This window comes from Streptomyces sp. NPDC046831, from assembly GCF_040645305.1.
Classification (GTDB): Bacteria; Actinomycetota; Actinomycetes; order Streptomycetales; family Streptomycetaceae; genus Streptomyces.
Window position 1 is genome coordinate 92,884 of record NZ_JBEYXZ010000010.1, and the last position, 18,582, is coordinate 111,465.

General features: G+C 73.3%; 21 protein-coding genes. 7 read left to right on the top strand and 14 right to left on the bottom strand.

What is annotated here, in order from left to right; all coding sequences use genetic code 11:
• Nucleotides 1-33 precede the first annotated feature (33 nt).
• Entirely contained in the window at nt 34-450 is a 417-nt protein-coding gene (locus tag ABZ920_RS11940; protein ID WP_361502089.1) for a transcriptional repressor, read from the top strand.
• A 405-nt stretch (nt 451-855) separates the two neighbouring features.
• On the opposite strand, the gene ABZ920_RS11945 is transcribed toward ABZ920_RS11940, so the two are convergent.
• The 6 genes from ABZ920_RS11945 to ABZ920_RS11970 all read right to left on the bottom strand — a co-directional run bounded on the left by ABZ920_RS11945 (nt 856) and on the right by ABZ920_RS11970 (nt 4,941).
• Nucleotides 856-1,533 carry a DUF3618 domain-containing protein gene (locus tag ABZ920_RS11945; protein ID WP_361502092.1) on the bottom strand — a complete coding sequence of 226 codons (678 nt, stop codon included), beginning with the start codon at nt 1,531-1,533 and terminating at the stop codon, nt 856-858.
• A complete protein-coding gene (locus ABZ920_RS11950; protein WP_361502094.1) occupies nt 1,509-1,874 on the bottom strand; it encodes a phage holin family protein in 366 nt (121 codons plus the stop codon). The genes ABZ920_RS11945 and ABZ920_RS11950 overlap by 25 nt, the downstream gene beginning before the upstream one ends.
• 55 nt (nt 1,875-1,929) lie before the next feature.
• Nucleotides 1,930-2,670: a hypothetical protein gene (locus tag ABZ920_RS11955; RefSeq protein WP_361502097.1), complete on the bottom strand. Its 741-nt coding sequence runs from the start codon at nt 2,668-2,670 to the stop codon at nt 1,930-1,932.
• A gap of 303 nt (nt 2,671-2,973) precedes the next feature.
• Entirely contained in the window at nt 2,974-3,807 is an 834-nt protein-coding gene (locus tag ABZ920_RS11960; RefSeq protein WP_361502099.1) for an isoprenyl transferase, read from the bottom strand.
• A gap of 113 nt (nt 3,808-3,920) precedes the next feature.
• On the bottom strand, nt 3,921-4,667 hold the full coding sequence (gene recO, locus ABZ920_RS11965) for a DNA repair protein RecO (RefSeq protein WP_361502101.1): 747 nt from the start codon (nt 4,665-4,667) through the stop codon (nt 3,921-3,923).
• A 58-nt stretch (nt 4,668-4,725) separates the two neighbouring features.
• Nucleotides 4,726-4,941, bottom strand: coding sequence for a hypothetical protein (locus ABZ920_RS11970; RefSeq protein ID WP_361502104.1), 216 nt, complete (start codon nt 4,939-4,941; stop codon nt 4,726-4,728).
• A 651-nt stretch (nt 4,942-5,592) separates the two neighbouring features.
• Here ABZ920_RS11970 and ABZ920_RS11975 point away from each other — a divergent pair.
• Together ABZ920_RS11975 and ABZ920_RS11980 are read left to right on the top strand one after the other, a co-directional pair.
• A complete protein-coding gene (locus tag ABZ920_RS11975) occupies nt 5,593-6,528 on the top strand; it encodes a dihydrodipicolinate synthase family protein (RefSeq protein ID WP_361502107.1) in 936 nt (311 codons plus the stop codon).
• 250 nt (nt 6,529-6,778) lie between these two features.
• A complete protein-coding gene (locus tag ABZ920_RS11980) occupies nt 6,779-7,003 on the top strand; it encodes a hypothetical protein (protein WP_361502110.1) in 225 nt (74 codons plus the stop codon).
• Between the two features lie 138 nt (nt 7,004-7,141).
• Here the strand turns inward: ABZ920_RS11980 and ABZ920_RS11985 are convergent, their stop codons facing one another.
• On the bottom strand, nt 7,142-7,837 hold the full coding sequence (locus ABZ920_RS11985) for a TerB family tellurite resistance protein (RefSeq protein WP_361502113.1): 696 nt from the start codon (nt 7,835-7,837) through the stop codon (nt 7,142-7,144).
• Nucleotides 7,838-8,055: 218 nt separating this feature from the next.
• Nucleotides 8,056-9,783 (bottom strand): 2-isopropylmalate synthase, encoded by a 1,728-nt coding sequence (gene leuA / locus ABZ920_RS11990; RefSeq protein WP_361502116.1) that lies wholly within the window; start codon nt 9,781-9,783, stop codon nt 8,056-8,058.
• A 375-nt stretch (nt 9,784-10,158) separates the two neighbouring features.
• On the opposite strand from leuA, the gene ABZ920_RS11995 reads away from it, so the two are divergent.
• From ABZ920_RS11995 to ABZ920_RS12005, 3 genes are all read left to right on the top strand, one after another.
• Nucleotides 10,159-11,229 (top strand): M4 family metallopeptidase, encoded by a 1,071-nt coding sequence (locus ABZ920_RS11995; protein ID WP_361502119.1) that lies wholly within the window; start codon nt 10,159-10,161, stop codon nt 11,227-11,229.
• A gap of 20 nt (nt 11,230-11,249) precedes the next feature.
• Entirely contained in the window at nt 11,250-11,516 is a 267-nt protein-coding gene (locus ABZ920_RS12000; RefSeq protein ID WP_361502122.1) for a protealysin inhibitor emfourin, read from the top strand.
• A gap of 113 nt (nt 11,517-11,629) precedes the next feature.
• A complete protein-coding gene (locus ABZ920_RS12005; protein ID WP_361502125.1) occupies nt 11,630-12,955 on the top strand; it encodes a GH1 family beta-glucosidase in 1,326 nt (441 codons plus the stop codon).
• Nucleotides 12,956-13,058: 103 nt separating this feature from the next.
• Here ABZ920_RS12005 and era read toward each other — a convergent pair whose 3' ends face one another.
• On the bottom strand, nt 13,059-14,012 hold the full coding sequence (era, locus tag ABZ920_RS12010) for a GTPase Era (RefSeq protein ID WP_361502128.1): 954 nt from the start codon (nt 14,010-14,012) through the stop codon (nt 13,059-13,061).
• Between the two features lie 260 nt (nt 14,013-14,272).
• Between era and ABZ920_RS12015 the strand changes: the two genes are divergently transcribed.
• Nucleotides 14,273-14,611 (top strand): P-II family nitrogen regulator, encoded by a 339-nt coding sequence (locus tag ABZ920_RS12015; RefSeq protein ID WP_361502131.1) that lies wholly within the window; start codon nt 14,273-14,275, stop codon nt 14,609-14,611.
• A 90-nt stretch (nt 14,612-14,701) separates the two neighbouring features.
• Here the strand turns inward: ABZ920_RS12015 and ABZ920_RS12020 are convergent, their stop codons facing one another.
• The 5 genes from ABZ920_RS12020 to ABZ920_RS12040 form a co-directional block, all read right to left on the bottom strand.
• On the bottom strand, nt 14,702-15,064 hold the full coding sequence (locus ABZ920_RS12020; RefSeq protein WP_361502134.1) for a cytidine deaminase: 363 nt from the start codon (nt 15,062-15,064) through the stop codon (nt 14,702-14,704).
• A 169-nt stretch (nt 15,065-15,233) separates the two neighbouring features.
• Complete coding sequence (locus ABZ920_RS12025; protein WP_361502137.1) at nt 15,234-15,593, bottom strand: MmcQ/YjbR family DNA-binding protein; 360 nt, start codon at nt 15,591-15,593, stop codon at nt 15,234-15,236.
• A gap of 34 nt (nt 15,594-15,627) precedes the next feature.
• Entirely contained in the window at nt 15,628-16,938 is a 1,311-nt protein-coding gene (locus ABZ920_RS12030) for a hemolysin family protein (protein ID WP_361502140.1), read from the bottom strand.
• Nucleotides 16,935-17,432 (bottom strand): rRNA maturation RNase YbeY, encoded by a 498-nt coding sequence (gene ybeY / locus ABZ920_RS12035; protein WP_361502143.1) that lies wholly within the window; start codon nt 17,430-17,432, stop codon nt 16,935-16,937. The genes ABZ920_RS12030 and ybeY overlap by 4 nt, the downstream gene beginning before the upstream one ends.
• Nucleotides 17,433-17,444: 12 nt before the next feature.
• Nucleotides 17,445-18,527, bottom strand: a complete 1,083-nt coding sequence (locus ABZ920_RS12040) for a PhoH family protein (protein ID WP_361502146.1) — start codon at nt 18,525-18,527, stop codon at nt 17,445-17,447.
• Between the last annotated feature and the right edge of the window lie 55 nt (nt 18,528-18,582).

An 18,582-nucleotide genomic window follows, 5' to 3' on the forward strand; every position in this document is an offset into this window, starting at 1 on the left:
GCCCGGCAGGCGCGAACGCTGAGGAGGCATCCGGTGACGACCGCAGGACCGCCCGTGAAGGGCCGCGCCACCCGGCAGCGTGCCGCTGTCGCGGCGGCCCTCGACGAGGTCGACGAGTTCCGCAGCGCGCAGGAACTCCACGACATGCTGAAGCACAAGGGCGACTCGGTCGGTCTCACCACCGTCTACCGCACCCTGCAGTCGCTCGCCGAGGCCGGCGAGGTCGACGTCCTGCGCACCTCCGAGGGCGAGTCGGTCTACCGCCGGTGCTCCACGGGCGAGCACCACCACCACCTGGTGTGCCGTGTGTGCGGCCGGGCGGTCGAGGTCGGAGGCCCGGCCGTGGAGAAGTGGGCGGAGGCCATCGCCGCCGAGCACGGCTACGTCAACGTGGCCCACACGGTGGAGATCTTCGGCACGTGCGCGGAGTGCGCGGCGGTCAAGGACTGAGGGCGGCCGCGAAGCTCGGCGGGCCCGCGCGGGCCCGCCCGGCCGGCGGCTCGGGCCGGGCACCGGCCGCGGCGGCCTCGTCCGGCGGGCCGTCCGGGCGGAGGCGCCGGCTGTAGCCGCATGGGCCGCCGGCGGCGGCTTCCCGTGCCAGGTTTCAGGGGGCGGCGTCGTGTCGGCGGGCGAGGACGGCCGGCGTGCCACGGACCGGCACACGCACCCGGACCCGGGGGCCGTCCGCGTGCGACGCGGACGGCCCCCGGGCCCGGGTTTCCTTCTTCCGGCAGTGGTCCCCGCGCACCCCGTGCGGTGAGCGGAGCGGATCTCCCGCAAGGTGCCGCCGCCCACGCGGACCGGTACCCCGTCCCCTGCCCGGCCCCTTCCGGCCGGAAGGGGGGTGGCTCCTCGTCAGCCGGTGCCCGACTGCTGCCGGGCCTCCTGGGCGACCTGCCGGCCCGACTCACGGGCCTGTTCGCCCACCTGGCCGCTCTGGCGGCGCGCCTCCTCCTGGGTGGTGCCGGCAGCCCCCGCGGCGGTGTCCTTGACCTCCTCGGCCGCCTGCTGCGCGACCTCCTTCACGCCCTCCTTCAGGTTCTGCGCGGACTCGACGGCGGCCTGCTTCACCGGCTCCAGCGCCTCGCCGCCGCGGTCCATCAGGCCGGCGGCCGCGTCCTGCTCGGCCCGGGTCGCCGGCAGCAGCGAGGACGCCAGGACTCCGATGCCGAACGCGACCAGGCCCGCGGCCAGCGGGCTGCCCTGGGTCTGACGCACTGCCTGCTCGGGAGCCTGCCTGACCATCTCACCCACCTGTCCCGCCGCGTCGCGCGCGGCGCCGGCCGCCTGCCCGACACCTTCCTGCACCGAGCCGGCCGTCGACTGCGCCCCGCCGGCGACCCCGTGGGCGGTCTGCGCGGCGGAGCCCATGAGCCGATCCCGGACGCCCGAGACCGCGCCACGCACCTGTTCGGTGCGGCGGCGCACCATCTGCCGCGGGCTGGCCTGGTAGGCGAGCTGGTCCACGTCCGCGGTCAGCTGCTCCCGCGTGGCTTCGATGTCAGCCCTTATCCGGTCGGGTGACGTGCCCATTCCGCGTTCTCCTTCATCGTCTCGACGGTCTGCTCGGGCTTGGGGGACACGGCGCGCATCCGGGCGCGGCCCCGCTGGTACAGCACGGCCGCGACCACGGCCCACACGGCGGTGACGATCAGGGCCGCCCATCCGCCGTCCATCACGTTGGCCAGGCCCAGTACGGCGGCCAGCGACAGGAAGAGGAGGGTCATGTGGCCGGCGACTCCGGCGCCGCCGTACATGCCGGCCGCCTTGCCCGCCTTGGTCGCCTCCTGGCCGATCTCGGCCTTGGCCAGCTCCACCTCCTGGCGGAACAGCGTCTGGAGGTCCTTGGTCACACGGGACAGCAGCTCACCCACCGACCTGTCCGCACCATGGGGATCCGCCGGGCCCGGCGGGGGAATGGCGGACACCTCACACCTCCGGGAACGGGCGGGTCGCCGGGCCGGCCGGCGGCGGGGAGACGGGCGGCGGCACCTGCGGCGGCGCGGCGGGCGGCGGGGGCGTCTGCACCTGCGGCGGCGCGGCGGGCGGCGGGGGCGTCGGAGGCGTCGGCAGCGCGGGCGGCTGCAGCTCGTACACCGCGCCGGACGCGGGAGCCGACGTGGCCGCCTCGTCCAGTGCCTGCGGCCGCGAGGGGCGCGAGGCCGTCTGGGACTGGCCCGCCTTGCCCGCCGCCTTCGCCAGGCGCCCAGCCGCCAGCCCCGCCAGCAGCGCGCCGCCCAGGAACGCGCCGGGGCGCCGCCGGGCGAAGCCCCGCAGATCGGAGACCATGCCCTCCACGCCCTGCTTCTCCAGGTAGTCCGCGGCCCGGTGGCCGCTCTCGGCCACCTGGGTGGCGAGACTGCGGGCGGGCGAGTCGCTCTGGGCGTTCTCCGCCAGACCGGCGACGTCGTCCGACCACTGGCGCAGCGCTCCTGCCGCCCTCCTGGTCTGGCCCTCCACCTCGCTCATCGCGCGGCCGCGCACCTCGTCGAGGACCGTGCCGGCCTGCTGCCGGACCTCACCGGCCACCGCCCTGGCCTGTTCCGCGGCGGTCTGTGCCACCTGCCCCGCGGCCTGCTTGGCCTGGCCGGCCGTAGCCGACGCCTGCTCCTTGGCCGTCTCGCCGGTGTGCTGCAACCTGCCTCCACCGCTGTGCAGGGGCTCACTCATCAGCCACTCCCTCGGCATCGAAAGTCCTGCCGAACGGGCGTGCGCCACCGGGTCTTTCCGACATACCGGGGATCACCGCAGGTAACTCACGGACCGTTCGTTTCTCCACGAGTGGCTGCTCCGGCGACATTTACACCTGAAGGAGCGAAAAAAAATTGCGTGCTCATGCCACCGCCCTTTCGGGGTAGACGGCGATGTCACGCTGATGGCGATCGGGCGCGCCCGGAACACCGGCGCCCCGCGAACGGCCCGCCCCCGGGGCACCGGTGACGGTCCTTCGGTGCCCCGGGCCGGCGGTCCGGGCTATTCCTGCCTGCCCTCCATGGCCAGCAGCTCCTCGTTCGGAACCGCCCCGCCGAAGCGGCGGTCGCGCGAGGCGAACTCGAGGCAGGCGCGCCACAGGTCGCGCCGGTCGAAGTCCGGCCACAGCACGTCCTGGAAGACCATCTCGGCGTACGCGCTCTGCCAGAGCAGGTAGTTGGACGTGCGCTGCTCGCCGCTCGGACGCAGGAACAGGTCCACGTCCGGCATGTCCGGGTAGTACAGGTACTTCTGAATGGTCTTCTCGGTCACCTTCGACGGGTCCAGCCGGCCCGCCCGCACGTCCTCCGCGAGGGCCTTCGCCGCGTCGGCGAGCTCGGCCCGGCCGCCGTAGTTCATGCAGAAGTACAGCGTCAGCCGGTCGTTGTCCTTCGTCTGTTCCTGGGCGATCTGGAGCTCCTTGGCCACCGACTTCCACAGCCTGGGCATGCGGCCCACCCAGCGCACGCGGATGCCGAGCTCGTCGAGCCGGTCACGGGTCTTGCGGATGAAGTCGCGGTTGAAGTTCATCAGGAAGCGCACCTCGTCGGGCGAGCGCTTCCAGTTCTCGGTGGAGAAGGCGTACAGCGAGATGTTCCCGACGCCGATCTCGACCGCGCCCTGCAGCACGTCCAGCACGCGCTCGGCGCCGACCTTGTGCCCCTCGGTGCGGGGCAGGCCGCGCTCCTTGGCCCAGCGGCCGTTGCCGTCCATGACGATCGCCACGTGCTCCGGGACCAGCTCGCTGGGCAGCTTCGGCGGGCGGGCGCCGGACGGGTGCGGCTCCGGCGTCCTGTACTCGCGGCGCTGGCGCCCCAGGAACCCGCGTACGGCCATGTGCTTCTCGTCTCCTCGAGTCGTGGATGTGCTGGTCGGGGGTGGTACTTGTGGTCGGTCGTGGATCTGCCCGCATCGTGGGCCCCGCCCGGGTCGCGGCTCGTGTCGTGGCGCTACTTCTCGACGTACCGCAGGGAGCGCAGCCCGCGCTCCAGGTGCCAGTGCAGGTAGGCGGACACCAGCCCGCTCCCCTCCCGGACGTAGCGGGACTCGCACGCGTCCGCCGTCTCCCAGTCTCCCGTGAGCAGCGCGCCGAGCAGCGTGAGGGCCTGCGGCGAGGGTACGACGCTGCCGGGGACCCGGCAGTCGACGCAGACCGAACCGCCGGACGCGACCGAGAAGAAGCGGTTCGGTCCGGGCATGCCGCACCGGGCGCAGTCGCCGAAGCTCGGGGCGTAGCCGTTGACGGCCAGCGACCGCAGCAGGAAGGCGTCGAGCACGAGGTGCGGGGCGTGCTCGCCGCGGGCGAGGGTGCGCAACGCGCCGACGAGCAGCAGGTACTGCTGGACGGCCGGCTCGCCCTCGTGGTCGGTGAACCGCTCGGCGGTCTCCAGCATGGCGGTGCCGGCGGTGTAGCGGGCGTAGTCGGTGACGATCCCGCCGCCGTACGCGGCGATCGTCTCGCTCTGCGTGCACAGCGGCAGCCCGCGCCCCACCAGCTCGCTGCCCCGCGCGAAGAACTGCACGTCGACGTGCGAGAACGGCTCCAGGCGTGCCCCGAACTTCGACTTGGTCCGGCGCACCCCGCGGGCCACGGCCCGTACGCGTCCGTGACCGCGGGTGAGCAACGTGATGATCCGGTCCGCCTCGCCCAGCTTCTGGGTGCGCAGCACGATGCCGTCGTCGCGGAACAGACTCATGCGGTCCATTCTCGCCTACCGCCGGGGCGTCCGGGCCGGGCGGGCCGTCACCCCTCCGTCAGGGCACCTCGCCGCGGCTGCGGGCGTTGGCGTACGCGGTTGCCGCGCGCAGCCGCTCCCCCTGGGTCGCCCCCCGCACGGCGTCCGGCTCCACGTCCCACTCCCGGCCCCCGCCGTGGGGCCTGAGCTGCACGTACGGTCCCTCGTGGCCCATCACCACGCCCACCCTCCCTGTGCGGACGTCGACGGCGTACGAGCCGATCGGCGGTCTCATGCCGCCTCCACGGCCCGCTGGGGACACCGGACGGCCGCGAGCCGGGCGGCGGCGCGGCCGCCGCTTCCCGCGACCGGGACGGGCGTCCCGCGCGCGGGGCCCGCCGCGGCCGGCCGGGGCGACGGCGAACGGGGTCCGGCGTCCTCGCGCGCCGGCCGTAACTGCCTCACTGCGTCCTCCGCCTCTCCGGCGCGGTGCGCCGGGTGTCGTCCCCGGGTGTTACCTCTACCGCAGCCACGTGCTCCCCTCGCTCTCCCGGGTTGTACCCTCGCGCCGCCGCGGTGACGCAGCGCATCCGCTCCCGGCAGGTGTCGTGCGCCGCAACGGGGCGGCGAGGAAAGGGCGTTGGGCCGCTGCCGGCGGCCCCGGCGGCCGGCGCGGGACCTCTTCGGCGCGGCGCGGGGGCGCCGCGGGAGAACACCGGATTCACCCGGGTGGAGCCGCGGGGCGGGCTCTTTCGGCCACAGGCGGCCGCACCGCCCGGGGGAGGCGGGGCCCGTGTCGTACGGCAGGGGTCCACCGGGCGGCGGTGGAAACGCCGGGGGTTCCCGGCCGCGGCCGCGCACGGACGCCGCTACGGTGGTCACCGTCCCGTGGAGGAGGACCGGCCGACCGCGCCCTCGTACGCCAGAGCGACCCCAGGGAGCCCTCATGACCTTCCCCGCCCCGCTGACCGGTGTCGTCCCGCCCGTCTGCACGCCCCTCACGCCGGACGGCGAGGTGGACGTCCCCTCGCTCCTCAGGCTGGTCGACCACCTGGTGGAGGGCGGGGTCCACGGGCTGTTCCTGCTCGGCTCGACCTCCGAGGCCGCCTTCCTGACGGACCGGCAGCGCCGGCGGGTCGTGGAGGCCGTCGCCGGCCATGTCGCCGGGCAGCTGCCGGTCCTGGCCGGGGCGATCGACATGACGACGCCCCGCGTCCTCGACCACGTCGCGTCCGTGACGGCGGCGGGCGCGCAGGCGGTCGTCGTCACCGCGCCCTTCTACACCCGCACCCACCCGGCGGAGATCGCCCGCCACTACCGCCGGGTCGCCGCCGGGAGCCCGGTCCCCGTCCTCGCCTACGACATCCCGCTCGCCGTGCACGCGAAACTCCCCGCCGAGCTGGTGCTGGAGCTCGCCGCCGACGGCGTGCTGGCCGGGCTGAAGGACTCCAGCGGCGACCTCGGCGGCTTCCGGGACCTCGTCACGGGCACCCGGCTGCGCCCCGAGACCACCGGCTTCAGCCTGCTCACCGGCTCCGAACTGATCGTCGACTCGGCGCTCGCGCTCGGCGCCGACGGGGCGGTGCCCGGCCTCGCCAACGTCGACCCGCACGGCTACGTCCGCCTCTACCGCTGCGGCCGGGCGGGCGACTGGGACGGCGCCCGGGCCGAGCAGGAGCGGCTGTGCGCCCTGTTCGGCATGGTGCGCGCCGGCGACCCGGGCCGGATGGGCGGCGGCTCCTCCGCGCTGGGGGCGTTCAAGGCGGCGCTGCACCTGCGGGGGGTCATCGACTGCCCGGCCACGGCGGAGCCGCAGGTGCCGCTGTCGCCGGAGGAGACCGAACGGGTGGGCAAGTTCCTGGCCGGGGCCGGGCTGCTCTGAGCCCTGCCGTTCGGATCCTCCGGCGTCGCGGGAGCCGGCAGAGAGGCACCGCACCTCACCCGGCCCCGGTCCCCGGTCCGGCCGGGACGGCTCCGGCTCCGGCTCCGGCTCCGGCTGGCGGCGCCCTCCCCCCGGCGGCCGGGTGCTGAAGGCCCACGCTGCCCTGCCCGTGCCTCCCGGTGACGCCGTCCGCCACGCGACGTCCGCACGGCGGGCCACGTCCGGCACCGATCGGCGTATCCGCACCGCCATGAACCTGCCGCAGCCGCTGAAACTGCTCGCCGTCTCCTCAGCCCTCTACGTGCTCTCCGTGCTCTTCTTCCGGTACGGGCGCAGCGAGATGGCGTGGACCCACGCCTTCCTCGTCGCCCTGGCCGCGGTGCCCGCCATGCTGCTGCTGAGCTGGGTCAGGGACCACTGGAACGACCGGGCCCGCGAGACCGGCAGGCGGTGGCGGGAGCGGCGCCACAGCTGACCGGCCGGTACGGGCCTCCGGTGGGCGCCCCGACGGCCGGTACGGTCCTCCGGGCGGCGCCCCGCGGCACCTGTGCGCATCCCGCCCTTCCCCGGACGGCGGGCCGACCGCCCGCCCGGGGACCCCTGCCTCGGGGCGTCAGGACGGCGTGCGGGCCGCCGCCAGCAGGCGCGAGACGTCGTCCGCGCAGATCGTCAGGGCCGCGCCGACGGTGGCGAGGGCGTCCCGCTCGGCGGGGGTGTACGGCCCGTCGGCCAGCGCGATACGGGCCGCCTGCAGAAGGATCGACTCGCGGCCGGCGGGGGCGAGGTGCGGGGCGAGCGGGTCGAGGGCCTCATGGAGCTCTATGGCCAGGCCCGCGCCGCACGGCTGCTCGTAGAAGCGTCCCGTGTCCGCCGCCAGTGCCTCGACGAGGGCGGCCAGCTGCTCCTCGGTGCACCCGTCGAAGCCGGCCGCGCGGACCGCGGCCGCGGCGGTCTCCAGGGACGTGCGCGAGCAGGTGCCGCCGGCCGCGAGCACGGCCAGCGCGACGGTGTGCACGGCGTCGCGCAGCATCGCGGCGAAGCGGGTGGTGGTGGGGTGGTCGAGGACGTCGGTGCCGAAGTGCCCCTCGCACGAGGCGCAGGCGACGACCGGCGCGGTCGCCCCGCGGGGCAGCAGCGGCACCCCGAGGACGGTGAAGCGCCGGCGGCCGGTCAGGCGCTGGTAGTTGCGGTCGCCGCCGCAGCCGGGGCAGAAGAACTCGCCGTCGGCGACGGCCGTCCACGCGGTCCGGGTGCCCAGCACGCGCGCACCCCGGGCAGCACGGCCGTTTCGTCCCCGTCCAGGCAGCACGTCGCACCTCCGTAACTCCCCCGTGGCGTCAGCGGCACGGGAGGCACCTGCCCGCAGGCGTCATCGCCGTACTGGCGTGATGTTAGCCACATCGCGGGCCGGAGTCAGCACCCCGGACGAGACCTGATCGTGACCTTCACGGGCCACTGGCCGGTATGCGACCGGGTCCCGCCCCCCGTCGGACGGCGGACGGGACCCGAAATGCCCGGTGGGAGTGGTCAGCGAGCGGCGCGGTTGACGGCCGAGACGACCGCCTTCAGGGACGCACGTGTCGTGTTCGCGTCGATGCCGATGCCCCACAGCACCTTGTCGTCGATGGCGCACTCGATGTACGAGGCGGCCTGCGCGGAGGCGCCCTCGCTCATCGTGTGCTCCTGGTAGTCCAGCAGGCGTACGTCGACGCCTACGGACTGCAGGGCGTCGAAGAAGGCCGAGATCGGACCGTTGCCGGAGCCGGTCAGGACGGTGTCCTCGCCGTCCACCGTGGCCTCGACGGTGAGCGTGTCCACGCCGTCGGTGTCGGTCGTCGACTGGCCGGTCCTGACCTGGATGCGGCCCCAGGGGTTCTCCGGGTTCGGCAGGTACTCGTCCTGGAAGATCGCCCAGATGTCCTTGGGCGTGACCTCGCCGCCGTCGGCGTCCGTCTTCGTCTGAATGATCTTCGAGAACTCGATCTGCATCCGGCGCGGCAGGTCCAGCTTGTGCTCGTTCTTCAGGACGTAGGCGACACCGCCCTTGCCGGACTGCGAGTTGACGCGGATGACCGCCTCGTAGGAGCGGCCGACGTCCTTGGGGTCGATCGGCAGGTACGGGACGGCCCACTCGATGTCGTCGACCGTGACGCCCCTGGCCTTCGCGTCGGCCTCCATGGCGTCGAAGCCCTTCTTGATGGCGTCCTGGTGGGAGCCGGAGAAGGAGGTGTAGACCAGGTCGCCCACGTACGGGTGGCGCGGGTGGACCTCCATCTGGTTGCAGTACTCCCACGTACGGCGGATCTCGTCGATGTCGGAGAAGTCGATCTGCGGGTCGACGCCCTGCGAGAACAGGTTCATGCCCAGGGTGACCAGGTCGACGTTGCCGGTGCGCTCGCCCTGGCCGAACAGGCAGCCCTCGACGCGGTCGGCGCCGGCCATCACGGCCAGCTCGGCCGCGGCCACGGCGGTGCCGCGGTCGTTGTGCGGGTGGGTGGACAGGCAGACGAACTCGCGCCGCGACAGGTTGCGGTGCATCCACTCGAAGCGGTCCGCGTGCGTGGACGGCGCCGAACGCTCCACCGTGGCCGGCAGGTTGAGGATGATCTCGCGGTCCGGACCGGGCTGCCAGACGTCCATGACCGCCTCGCAGACCTCCAGCGCGAAGTCCAGCTCGGTGTCGGTGAAGATCTCGGGGCTGTACTGGTAGCCGAACTCCGTCTCGCCGGCCGGGCCGAGCAGCTTCTCGGCGTACTCCATCACCAGCCGGGTGCCGTCGACGGCGATCTGCTTGACGTCGCCCCTGGAGCCGCGGAAGACCACCCGGCGGAAGACGGGCGCCGTGGCGTTGTACAGGTGGACGGTGGCGCGCCGGGCGCCCTTGAGCGACTCGACGGTCCGCTCGATCAGGTCCTCGCGGGCCTGGGTCAGCACGGAGATCGTCACGTCGTCCGGGATCGCGCCCTCCTCCTCGATGATGGAGCGCACGAAGTCGTAGTCCGTCTGGCCGGAGGCCGGGAAGCCGACCTCGATCTCCTTGTAGCCCAGCTTGACCAGCAGGTCGAACATGGCGCGCTTGCGGGCCGGGGACATCGGGTCGATCAGGGCCTGGTTGCCGTCGCGCAGGTCGGTGGAGAGCCAGCGGGGGGCGGCGGTGATCCGCTTGTCCGGCCAGGTGCGGTCGGGGATGTCGACCTGCTCGTACTGGCCGTACTTGTGGATCGGCAGAGAACTGGGCTGCTGACGGTTGACCATAGTGGCGTGGGCTCCTCGAAGACTTCCGCGGGTGGCGCGGTCCGGAAGGACGGCCGACGGCGCAACGCCGAACTCCGCGGGGAGGGGGTCGGCCTCGACTACAGGCCCTCGCCGCGGCAGCTAAGAAGAAGCAGCCCGAAACTCATGATGCCCCGCAGCCTAGCCGAGCCGCGCCCGGTCGCGCGGGGCCGTCCAGCATGCGGAACCGGCGGGACGAAGCGGAGCGACAGCCACCCCTTCGCCGGCCGGCCGTCCTTCACAGCGAGTGACACCTTTACCACTCGGCCCTGAACCAATGACCCACTTGCCCTTATATTTCCCTCATCGTGGTTGCGAGTAGTGACTTTGCCGCCACGGAGTGCGAAGGTGCCGGGCATGACGACCAACGGGGGCTTCGAGCCCGTCTTCTGCACCATCGTGCCGCCCCACGTCCTCGACCGGCTCGCCCGGCAGGAGGACCCCGCGCTCGCCGGTCCCGCGCGCCGCACCCTGGAACACGACGCCTACGAGCGCACCCACCGCCGCCTGACCACGGTCATCGGCGCCCCGAGCGTGGCCCCGCCGGCGGGCGCGGAGGCCGGCAGACCGCACCGGACCATCCACGACCTCAGGCACCACATGGAGCTGCCCGGCCGGAAGGTCAGGGGCGAGGGCGACGGGGAGACCGGGGACGCCACCGTCAACCGCGCCTACGACGGCCTCGGCGCCACCTTCGAGCTGTACCTGACGGCGTTCGAGCGGGACTCGATCGACGGCGGCGGCCTGCCGCTGACTGCCAGCGTCCACTACGGCGAGCAGTACAACAACGCCTTCTGGAACGGCGAGCAGATGGTGTTCGGCGACGGTGACGGCGAGATCTTCCTCGACTTCACCCTGCCGATCGACGTCATCGGCCACGAGCTGACCCACGGCGTCACCCAGTACACGGCGAACCTGACCTACTTCGGCCAGCCCGGTGCCCTCAACGAGTCGCTCTCCGACGTCTTCGGCTCGCTGATCAAGCAGTACGCGCTCGGTCAGACCGCCGCGGAGGCCGACTGGCTGATCGGCGCGGGCCTGCTCGCCCCGCGCGTCACCGGCGCGGGGCTGCGCTCGATGAAGGCGCCGGGCACCGCCTACGACGACGACGTCCTCGGCAAGGACCCGCAGCCGGCCACGATGGACGACTTCGTCCGCACCGGCCGCGACAACGGCGGGGTCCACATCAACTCCGGCATCCCCAACCACGCCTTCTACCTGGCCGCCACCGCCCTCGGCGGCAACGCCTGGGAGCGGGCCGGTCAGATCTGGTACGACGTGCTGACGGGCGGCCGGCTGAAGCACGACGCGCTCTTCGCGGACTTCGCCACCCTCACGGTCCAGGCGGCCCGCGAGCGCTTCGGCGACGGCGAGGAACTGGACGCCGTGAACAAGGCCTGGGAGCAGGTCGGGGTGCGCACGCTGTAGTTCCGTACTAGAAGTGACCCATGCGTATTGAGGTGAGGCGCACGGGCGGATTCGCGGGCATCGAACGGCACGCCGAGGTGGACACCTCGGGGCTGCCCGACGCCCCCGAGTGGCAGGCCCTGGCCGAGAAGGTGCTGGCCACCGGCCAGGGCACGCCGCCCGCCGGCGTCCCGGACGGCTTCAGCTACGAGATCACCGTGAACGGCAGGACGGTGTACGCGGCGGACCCGCGGCTGACGCCGGAGCAGCGGCAGCTGGTCACGAAGGTGCTGAAGGAGGGCGCCTGAGCCCTGCCCCCGGCCCCGCCGCCCCCTGGCCGTCCGGCATTCCTTCGGGAGAACAACTGCCTTTCGCCGCAGGGACGTTGACGCGCACGACCGACGGTACGGATGATCCGCGCATGGCGACGAACCCGATACCCCAGTTCCCGCCCGGCTTCCTGTGGGGCGTGTCGACGTCGGCCCATCAGATCGAGGGGGCGGCCGACAAGCGGACGCCCTCCGTCTGGGACGCGTTCACGGCCGAGCCGGGACGGGTGCGGGACGGCTCGACCGCCGCGGTGGCCTGCGACCACTACCACCGCCACCGCGAGGACGTGGCGCTCCTGGCCGGCCTCGGCGTGGACGCCTACCGCTTCTCGGTCTCCTGGCCCCGCGTGGACTCCCCCGGCGGCCTGGACTTCTACGACCGGCTGGTGGACGACCTGTGCGCGGCGGGCGTACGGCCCGTGCCGACGCTGTTCCACTGGGACCTGCCCGCGCGGCTGGACTGGCTGGACCGGGACACGGCCGCACGCTTCGCCGCGTACGTGTCGGTGGTGGCCGACCGGCTCGGCGACCGCGTCTCCCGCTGGATCACCCTCAACGAACCCGCCGAGCACACCCTGCTGGGCCACGCGCTGGGCGTGCACGCGCCCGGCAGGCGGCTGCTGTTCGACGCGCTGCCGGCCGCCCACCACCAGCTGCTCGCCCACGGGCTGGCGGTGCGGGCGCTGCGCGCGGCCGGGGCCGCGGACATCGGGATCGCCAACTCGCACGGGCCGACCTGGCCGGCGTCGGACGAGGCGGCCGACCGGGAGGCGGCGGAGTTCTACGACGTCCTGCTGAACCGCCTGTTCGCGGACCCCCTGCTGCTGGGCCGCTACCCGGACGGCGTCGGCGAGCTGATGCCGGGGACCGCGGAGCGGGTCGCGTCCGACCTGGAGGTCATCGCGGAACCGGTCGACTGGTACGGCGTCAACTACTACGCGCCCGCGCGGGTGGGTGCCCCGCAGGAGGCCGCGACCGACGCCGGCGGCGTGCACCTGCCCTCCGGACTGCCCTTCTCCCTGCGGCCGGTCGAGGGCCGCCCGCTGACCGACTCCGGCTGGCCGGTGGTGCCGGAGGGCCTGACGGAACTGCTCACGGGCCTGAGCGACCACTACGGCGACCGGCTCCCCCCGGTGATCGTCACCGAGAACGGCTGCTCGTACGAGGGACTCGACGACCAGCACCGCATCGCCTACCTCGACGGCCACATCCGGGCGCTGCACCGGGCGATGGAGGCGGGCGTCGACGTGCGCGGCTACTTCGTGTGGTCGCTGCTGGACAACTTCGAGTGGGCGGAGGGGTACACGCGCCGCTTCGGCCTGGTGCACGTGGACTTCGCGGACCCCGCGAGACTGACCCGGACCCCGAAGGCGTCGTACGGCTGGTTCCGGGACGTCCTGCGGGCGCAGCGCGCCTGACGGCGCCGCCCGGCACAGGTGCGGCGCGTGCCGCCCCGCGCACGTACGCCCGGGCAGCCGCGGGACGAGGCCGCGGCCCGCCCGGGAGGCGGGCCGGGGAACCTCAGAAGCCGAGCCGCCGCAGCTGCTTGGGGTCCCGCTGCCAGTCCTTGGCGACCTTGACGTGCAGGTCGAGGAAGACCGGCGTCCCCAGCAGCGCCTCGATCTGCTTGCGGGACTTGATCCCGACCTCCTTCAGCCGCTTGCCCTTGGGGCCGATGACGATCCCCTTCTGGCTCGGCCGTTCGATGAAGACGTTGGCGTGGATGTCCAGCAGCGGCTTGTCCGCCGGCCGGTCCTCCCGCGGCAGCATCTCCTCCACCACCACCGCGATCGAGTGCGGCAGCTCGTCCCGGACGCCCTCCAGCGCCGCCTCACGGATCAGCTCGGCGACCATGACCTGCTCGGGCTCGTCCGTGAGGTCGCCCTCCGGGTAGAGCGCCGGGCCCTCGGGCAGCAGCGGGATCAGCAGGTCCGCCAGCAGGTCCACCTGCCGGCCCGCGGTGGCGGACACCGGCACGATCTCGGCCCAGGTGATGCCCAGCTCCTCGCCCAGCCGGTCGATCGCGATCAGCTGCTCGGCGAGCGCCTTGGAGTCCACCAGGTCGGTCTTGGTGACGACGGCGACCTTCGGCGTCTTCCTGATCCCCGCCAGCTCCTTGGCGATGAAGCGGTCGCCGGGGCCGAGCTTCTGGTCGGCCGGCAGGCAGAAGCCGATCACGTCGACCTCCGCCCACGTCGTCCGCACGACGTCGTTGAGCCGCTCCCCGAGCAGCGTGCGCGGCTTGTGCAGCCCCGGCGTGTCCACCAGGATCAGCTGCGCCTCCTCGCGGTGCACGATGCCCCGCACCGTGTGCCGCGTGGTCTGGGGGCGGTTGGAGGTGATCGCCACCTTCTGCCCGACCAGAGCGTTCGTGAGGGTGGACTTGCCCGCGTTGGGGCGGCCCACGAAACACGCGAAGCCGGCCCGGTGGGCAGCCTCGGCCGGCTGCTCGGATGACTGGGTACGAACGCTCATGCCGCCCATTGTCCCTGATCCGGAAAGCCCCGCCGCACCACCGGCCGCACCGATCCCACCGGGCCGCCGCGGCGTGGCCCCGGCAGGCCCCCGCCGACACGGAAAGTCACCGCCTCCTTCCCCGGCGTGGTGTCCGCGCGAGCCGCCCCTCGGCCTGACGGCGCGCGGAGGGACCGCCTACGATCACGGAGTGCTGGGCCGGGCGCGCCGAACGGCTCGCCGCCCACCGTCTCCTCCGCCCGGAAGGCCGGCACCCAGGCATGAAGCTCATCACCGCGGTGGTCAAGCCGCACCGCCTCGACGAGGTCAGGACCGCGCTGCGGGAGCTCGGCGTCCGGGGTCTGACGGTGACCGAGGCGAGCGGCTGCGGCCGCCAGGGCGGCCACACGGAGGTCTACCGCGGCGCCGAGTACCGGGTCGACCTCGTGCCCAAGGTCCGCATCGAGGTCGTCGTCGAGGACGCCGACGCGGAAGCCGTCGTCGACGCGGTCGTCGGGGCCGCGCGGACGGGGAGGATCGGCGACGGCAAGGTGTGGACCGTGCCCGTCGACACGGTCGTCCGCGTCCGCACGGGCGAGCGCGGACCGGACGCCCTGTAGGGACCGGCCCGGCGCGGGCGGGACCCGGCCCGTGCGGGCACCGTTCCGGGGGCCGCCCGGCAGCCCCGGTCCGTCGTCCCCGTGCGCGCGCTACTGCCCGGACCCCGCCGGGACGGTCAGCCGGACGGCGCCGTCGGGGCCGGCCAGCAGCACCGGCGTCTCCGGTCCGCCGAGGTCGCCCACGGCCGCGCGGTCCTCGGGCGCGACGCCCTCGGCCTCGCTGACGACCGCCGCCGCCTCCAGCGACGTCGCCCCGGACGCCACCGCCATCGCCACCGCCGTCTGCAGGGCGCTCAGCCGGAGCGACGGGAGATGCACCGATCCGGCGGCGTACGTACGGCCGGTCTCGTCCCGCACGGCCGCGCCCTCCGGCACGCCGTTGCGGGCCCGCACCGAGCGGGCCAGGGTGACGATCTTGCGGTCCTCGGCGGTGAGCGCGTTGCTGTCGGTCATGTCCCGAGCATACGGAGGCCCGCCCCACGCGCACCGCCACGGGTCGGTCGCCCCGCACGCGACCCCCCGGGGCCGGCGGCACGGACCCTCGGGCCGCGACGGGACGGGACCGTCCGGGGAGGCCGCCGCCCCCGGGCGGCTCATCGGGACCGGCGCGGGCGGCCGTCCCTCACGGCCGGTCGAGACGGAGGCGCTCGGCACGGGGCAGCTTCGCCACCACCAGGTCGTAGGAGTCCTCGACCAGCTCCCGGACCAGGCGGTCGGGGAGGGTGCCGTCGGCCGTGACGGTGTTCCAGTGGCGCTTGTTCATGTGCCAGCCCGGGACGATCAGGCCCGCGTACTCGGCGCGCAGCCGGACCGCGTCCTCCGGGTCGCACTTGAGGTTGACCCTCAGCGGGCGGGTGCCGAGGTTCGTCAGGGCGAACAGCCTGCCCCCCACCTTGAAGACGGACGTCTCCGCGTCGAAGGGGAAGTCCTCCACCGCCGCGTCGAAGGACAGGCAGAGCGCGCGCAGCTCCTCCGGGCTCATGCCCGCTGCCCGCCCCCGGCCCCGCCCGGCCGCCTCATTCCGCCTTCTCCTCCTCGTCCCCGGCCGGGCCGGCCGCGGCCACCGGCTCCACCAGGACCGTCACGATCTTGTTCCGCCGGCCGGCCGCCGCCTCCGCCGTCAGCCGCAGCTTCCGGCTGTCGGGGAGCTCCACCGAGGACGACGCCCCGGCGATCGGCACCCGGCCCAGGGCCTTGGCCAGCAGGCCGCCGACGGTCTCCACGTCCTCGTCGTCGTACTCCTCCAGGCCGTACAGCTCGCCGAGGTCGGTGATGTCGAGGCGGGCCGTCACCCGGTACCGGTCGCCGCCGAGGTCCTCCACCGGCGGCAGCTCGCGGTCGTACTCGTCGGTGATCTCGCCGACGATCTCCTCGACGATGTCCTCGATGGTGACGATGCCGGCCGTGCCGCCGTACTCGTCGATGACGACGGCGACGTGGTTGCGCTCCTTCTGCATCTCGCGCAGCAGGTCGCCGGCGTTCTTGGTGTCGGGCACGAAGACGGCCGGGCGCATCGCGGTGGACACCAGCTCGCTCTCGGCGTCCCGGCTGATGTGCGTCTTGCGGGCGAGGTCCTTCAGGTACACGATCCCGACGATGTCGTCCTCGCTCTCCCCGGTGACCGGGATGCGCGAGAAACCGGAGCGCAGGGCGAGGGTGAGGGCCTGGCGGATCGTCTTGTAGCGCTCGATCACCACCAGGTCGGTGCGCGGGACCATGACCTCGCGGACGAGGGTGTCGCCGAGCTCGAACACCGAGTGCACCATCCGGCGCTCCTCGTCCTCGATCAGCGACTCCTGCTCGGCGAGGTCGACCAGCGCGCGCAGTTCCGCCTCGGAGGCGAACGGACCGCGGCGGAAGCCCTTGCCGGGCGTGAGCGCGTTGCCGATGAGGATCAGCAGCGACGGGACCGGCCCCATGATCCGGGCGAGCGGCAGCAGCACGTACGCCGCCGCCGTGGCCGTGTTCAGCGGGTGCTGGCGCCCGATGGTGCGCGGGGAGACCCCGACGGCGACGTACGACACCAGGACCATGACGGCGATGGCGACGGCGAGGGCCTCGCCCGTGCTGGGGAACTCCCGCAGGCAGGCGTACGTGACCAGCGCCGCCGCGGCCATCTCACAGGTGACGCGGACCAGCAGCGCCACGTTGAGGTAGCGCGTCGGGTCCGCGGCGACCTGGGCGAGCCCGGCGCTGCCGCGGCGGCCGGACTTGACGGCCTCCTCGGCGCGGAAGCTGGAGACGCGGGCCAGGCCCGCCTCCGCGCAGGCGGCGAGCCAGGCGACGACCACCAGGGCGATCGCGCCGACGACGATCTGGGGGCTCATGACACGGTGGGAGCCGGGGACGGGCCGGTCAGGCCCCTCTCCGCGCGCCAGCCGTCCACGATGGCGGCCTGCAGGCCGAACATCTCGGCCTTCTCGTCCGGTTCCTCGTGGTCGTAGCCGAGCAGGTGCAGCACACCGTGGACGGTGAGCAGCTGGAGCTCCTCGTCCATGGTGTGCCCCGTGGGTGCCTCGGCGCCCTGCCTCGCGGCGACCTCGGGGCAGAGCACGATGTCGCCGAGGAGGCCCTGCGGGGGCTCGTCGTCGTCCTTCGACGGCGGACGCAGCTCGTCCATCGGGAAGGACATGACGTCCGTCGGCCCCGGCAGGTCCATCCACTGGATGTGCAGCTGCTCCATGGCGTCGGCGTCCACGACGATCACCGAGAGCTCGGAGAGCGGGTGGATGCGCATCCGCGCGAGTGCGTAGCGGGCGATGTCGAGGATCGCCTGCTCGTCGACCTCGGTTCCGGACTCGTTGTTGACGTCGATCGACATGGTCGTGCTGGTCTACTTCCCCTTGTGCCCGTGTGCGGCGGCCCTGCCGTGGGCGCCGCCCTTGGGGGCGCCGTCCTGCGTGCCGTGCCTGCTGTCGTACTGCTCGTAGGCGTCGACAATACGGCCCACCAGCTTGTGCCGTACGACGTCCCGCGAGGACAGCCGGGAGAAGTGGACGTCCTCGACGCCCTCCAGGATCTCCTGGACCTGGCGCAGACCGGACTTGGTGCCGGTGGGCAGGTCCACCTGGGTCACGTCACCCGTGATGACGATCTTCGAGTCGAAGCCGAGCCGGGTGAGGAACATCTTCATCTGCTCGGGGCTCGTGTTCTGGGCCTCGTCCAGGATGATGAAGGCGTCGTTGAGCGTCCGGCCGCGCATGTACGCCAGCGGGGCGACCTCGATCGTGCCCGCGGCCATCAGCCGGGGGATCGAGTCGGGGTCGATCATGTCGTGCAGCGCGTCGTAGAGCGGGCGCAGGTAGGGGTCGATCTTCTCGTAGAGGGTGCCCGGGAGGAAGCCCAGGCGCTCGCCCGCCTCCACCGCCGGACGGGTGAGGATGATGCGGTTGACCTGCTTGGACTGCAGGGCCTGCACCGCCTTGGCCATGGCGAGGTAGGTCTTGCCGGTGCCCGCCGGGCCGATGCCGAAGACGACGGTGTGCCTGTCGATGGCGTCGACGTACCGCTTCTGGTTGAGCGTCTTGGGGCGGATGGTCCGGCCGCGCGAGGACAGGATGTTCTGCGTCAGGACCTCGGCCGGGGTCTCCAGGCCGTCGTGCTCTCCGCTCTCGCTCGCCTTGAGCATGGCGATCGAGCGTTCCACTGCGTCCTCCGTCATCGGCTGTCCGGTGCGGAGCACCAGCATCATCTCGTCGAACACGCGCTGGATCAGGGCGACGTCCGCCGGCGCGCCCACCGCGCTGATCTCGTTGCCCCGGACATGGATGTCGGCCCCCGGGAAGGCCCTCTCGATGACACGCAGCAGGGAGTCGCCGGACCCCAGGACGGTCACCATGGGGTGCTGGGCGGGGACGGTGAACTGTGCTCTCGCCTGTCCCTGCGCGGGGGTGCTGGTCATGGGTGTCTGAGTCATGGGCCGGCGCTTAAGGCCTGCGGTTCCTCCTCGTCACGGCCGCGTAGCTGAGGGC

Coding starts and splice junctions, on each gene's coding strand:
- era (WP_361502128.1), bottom strand. CDS start 14,012: ATGAGCGTTCGTACCCAGTCATCCGAGCAGCCGGCCGAGGCTGCCCAC.
- ABZ920_RS11955 (WP_361502097.1), bottom strand. CDS start 2,670: ATGAGTGAGCCCCTGCACAGCGGTGGAGGCAGGTTGCAGCACACCGGC.
- recO (WP_361502101.1), bottom strand. CDS start 4,667: ATGAGTCTGTTCCGCGACGACGGCATCGTGCTGCGCACCCAGAAGCTG.
- ABZ920_RS11975 (WP_361502107.1), top strand. CDS start 5,593: ATGACCTTCCCCGCCCCGCTGACCGGTGTCGTCCCGCCCGTCTGCACG.
- ABZ920_RS11995 (WP_361502119.1), top strand. CDS start 10,159: ATGACGACCAACGGGGGCTTCGAGCCCGTCTTCTGCACCATCGTGCCG.
- ABZ920_RS12005 (WP_361502125.1), top strand. CDS start 11,630: ATGGCGACGAACCCGATACCCCAGTTCCCGCCCGGCTTCCTGTGGGGC.
- ABZ920_RS12040 (WP_361502146.1), bottom strand. CDS start 18,527: ATGACTCAGACACCCATGACCAGCACCCCCGCGCAGGGACAGGCGAGA.
- ABZ920_RS12030 (WP_361502140.1), bottom strand. CDS start 16,938: ATGAGCCCCCAGATCGTCGTCGGCGCGATCGCCCTGGTGGTCGTCGCC.
- ABZ920_RS12025 (WP_361502137.1), bottom strand. CDS start 15,593: ATGAGCCCGGAGGAGCTGCGCGCGCTCTGCCTGTCCTTCGACGCGGCG.
- ABZ920_RS12000 (WP_361502122.1), top strand. CDS start 11,250: ATGCGTATTGAGGTGAGGCGCACGGGCGGATTCGCGGGCATCGAACGG.
- ybeY (WP_361502143.1), bottom strand. CDS start 17,432: ATGTCGATCGACGTCAACAACGAGTCCGGAACCGAGGTCGACGAGCAG.
- ABZ920_RS12015 (WP_361502131.1), top strand. CDS start 14,273: ATGAAGCTCATCACCGCGGTGGTCAAGCCGCACCGCCTCGACGAGGTC.
- leuA (WP_361502116.1), bottom strand. CDS start 9,783: ATGGTCAACCGTCAGCAGCCCAGTTCTCTGCCGATCCACAAGTACGGC.
- ABZ920_RS11970 (WP_361502104.1), bottom strand. CDS start 4,941: ATGAGACCGCCGATCGGCTCGTACGCCGTCGACGTCCGCACAGGGAGG.
- ABZ920_RS12020 (WP_361502134.1), bottom strand. CDS start 15,064: ATGACCGACAGCAACGCGCTCACCGCCGAGGACCGCAAGATCGTCACC.
- ABZ920_RS11945 (WP_361502092.1), bottom strand. CDS start 1,533: ATGGGCACGTCACCCGACCGGATAAGGGCTGACATCGAAGCCACGCGG.
- ABZ920_RS11960 (WP_361502099.1), bottom strand. CDS start 3,807: ATGGCCGTACGCGGGTTCCTGGGGCGCCAGCGCCGCGAGTACAGGACG.
- ABZ920_RS11980 (WP_361502110.1), top strand. CDS start 6,779: ATGAACCTGCCGCAGCCGCTGAAACTGCTCGCCGTCTCCTCAGCCCTC.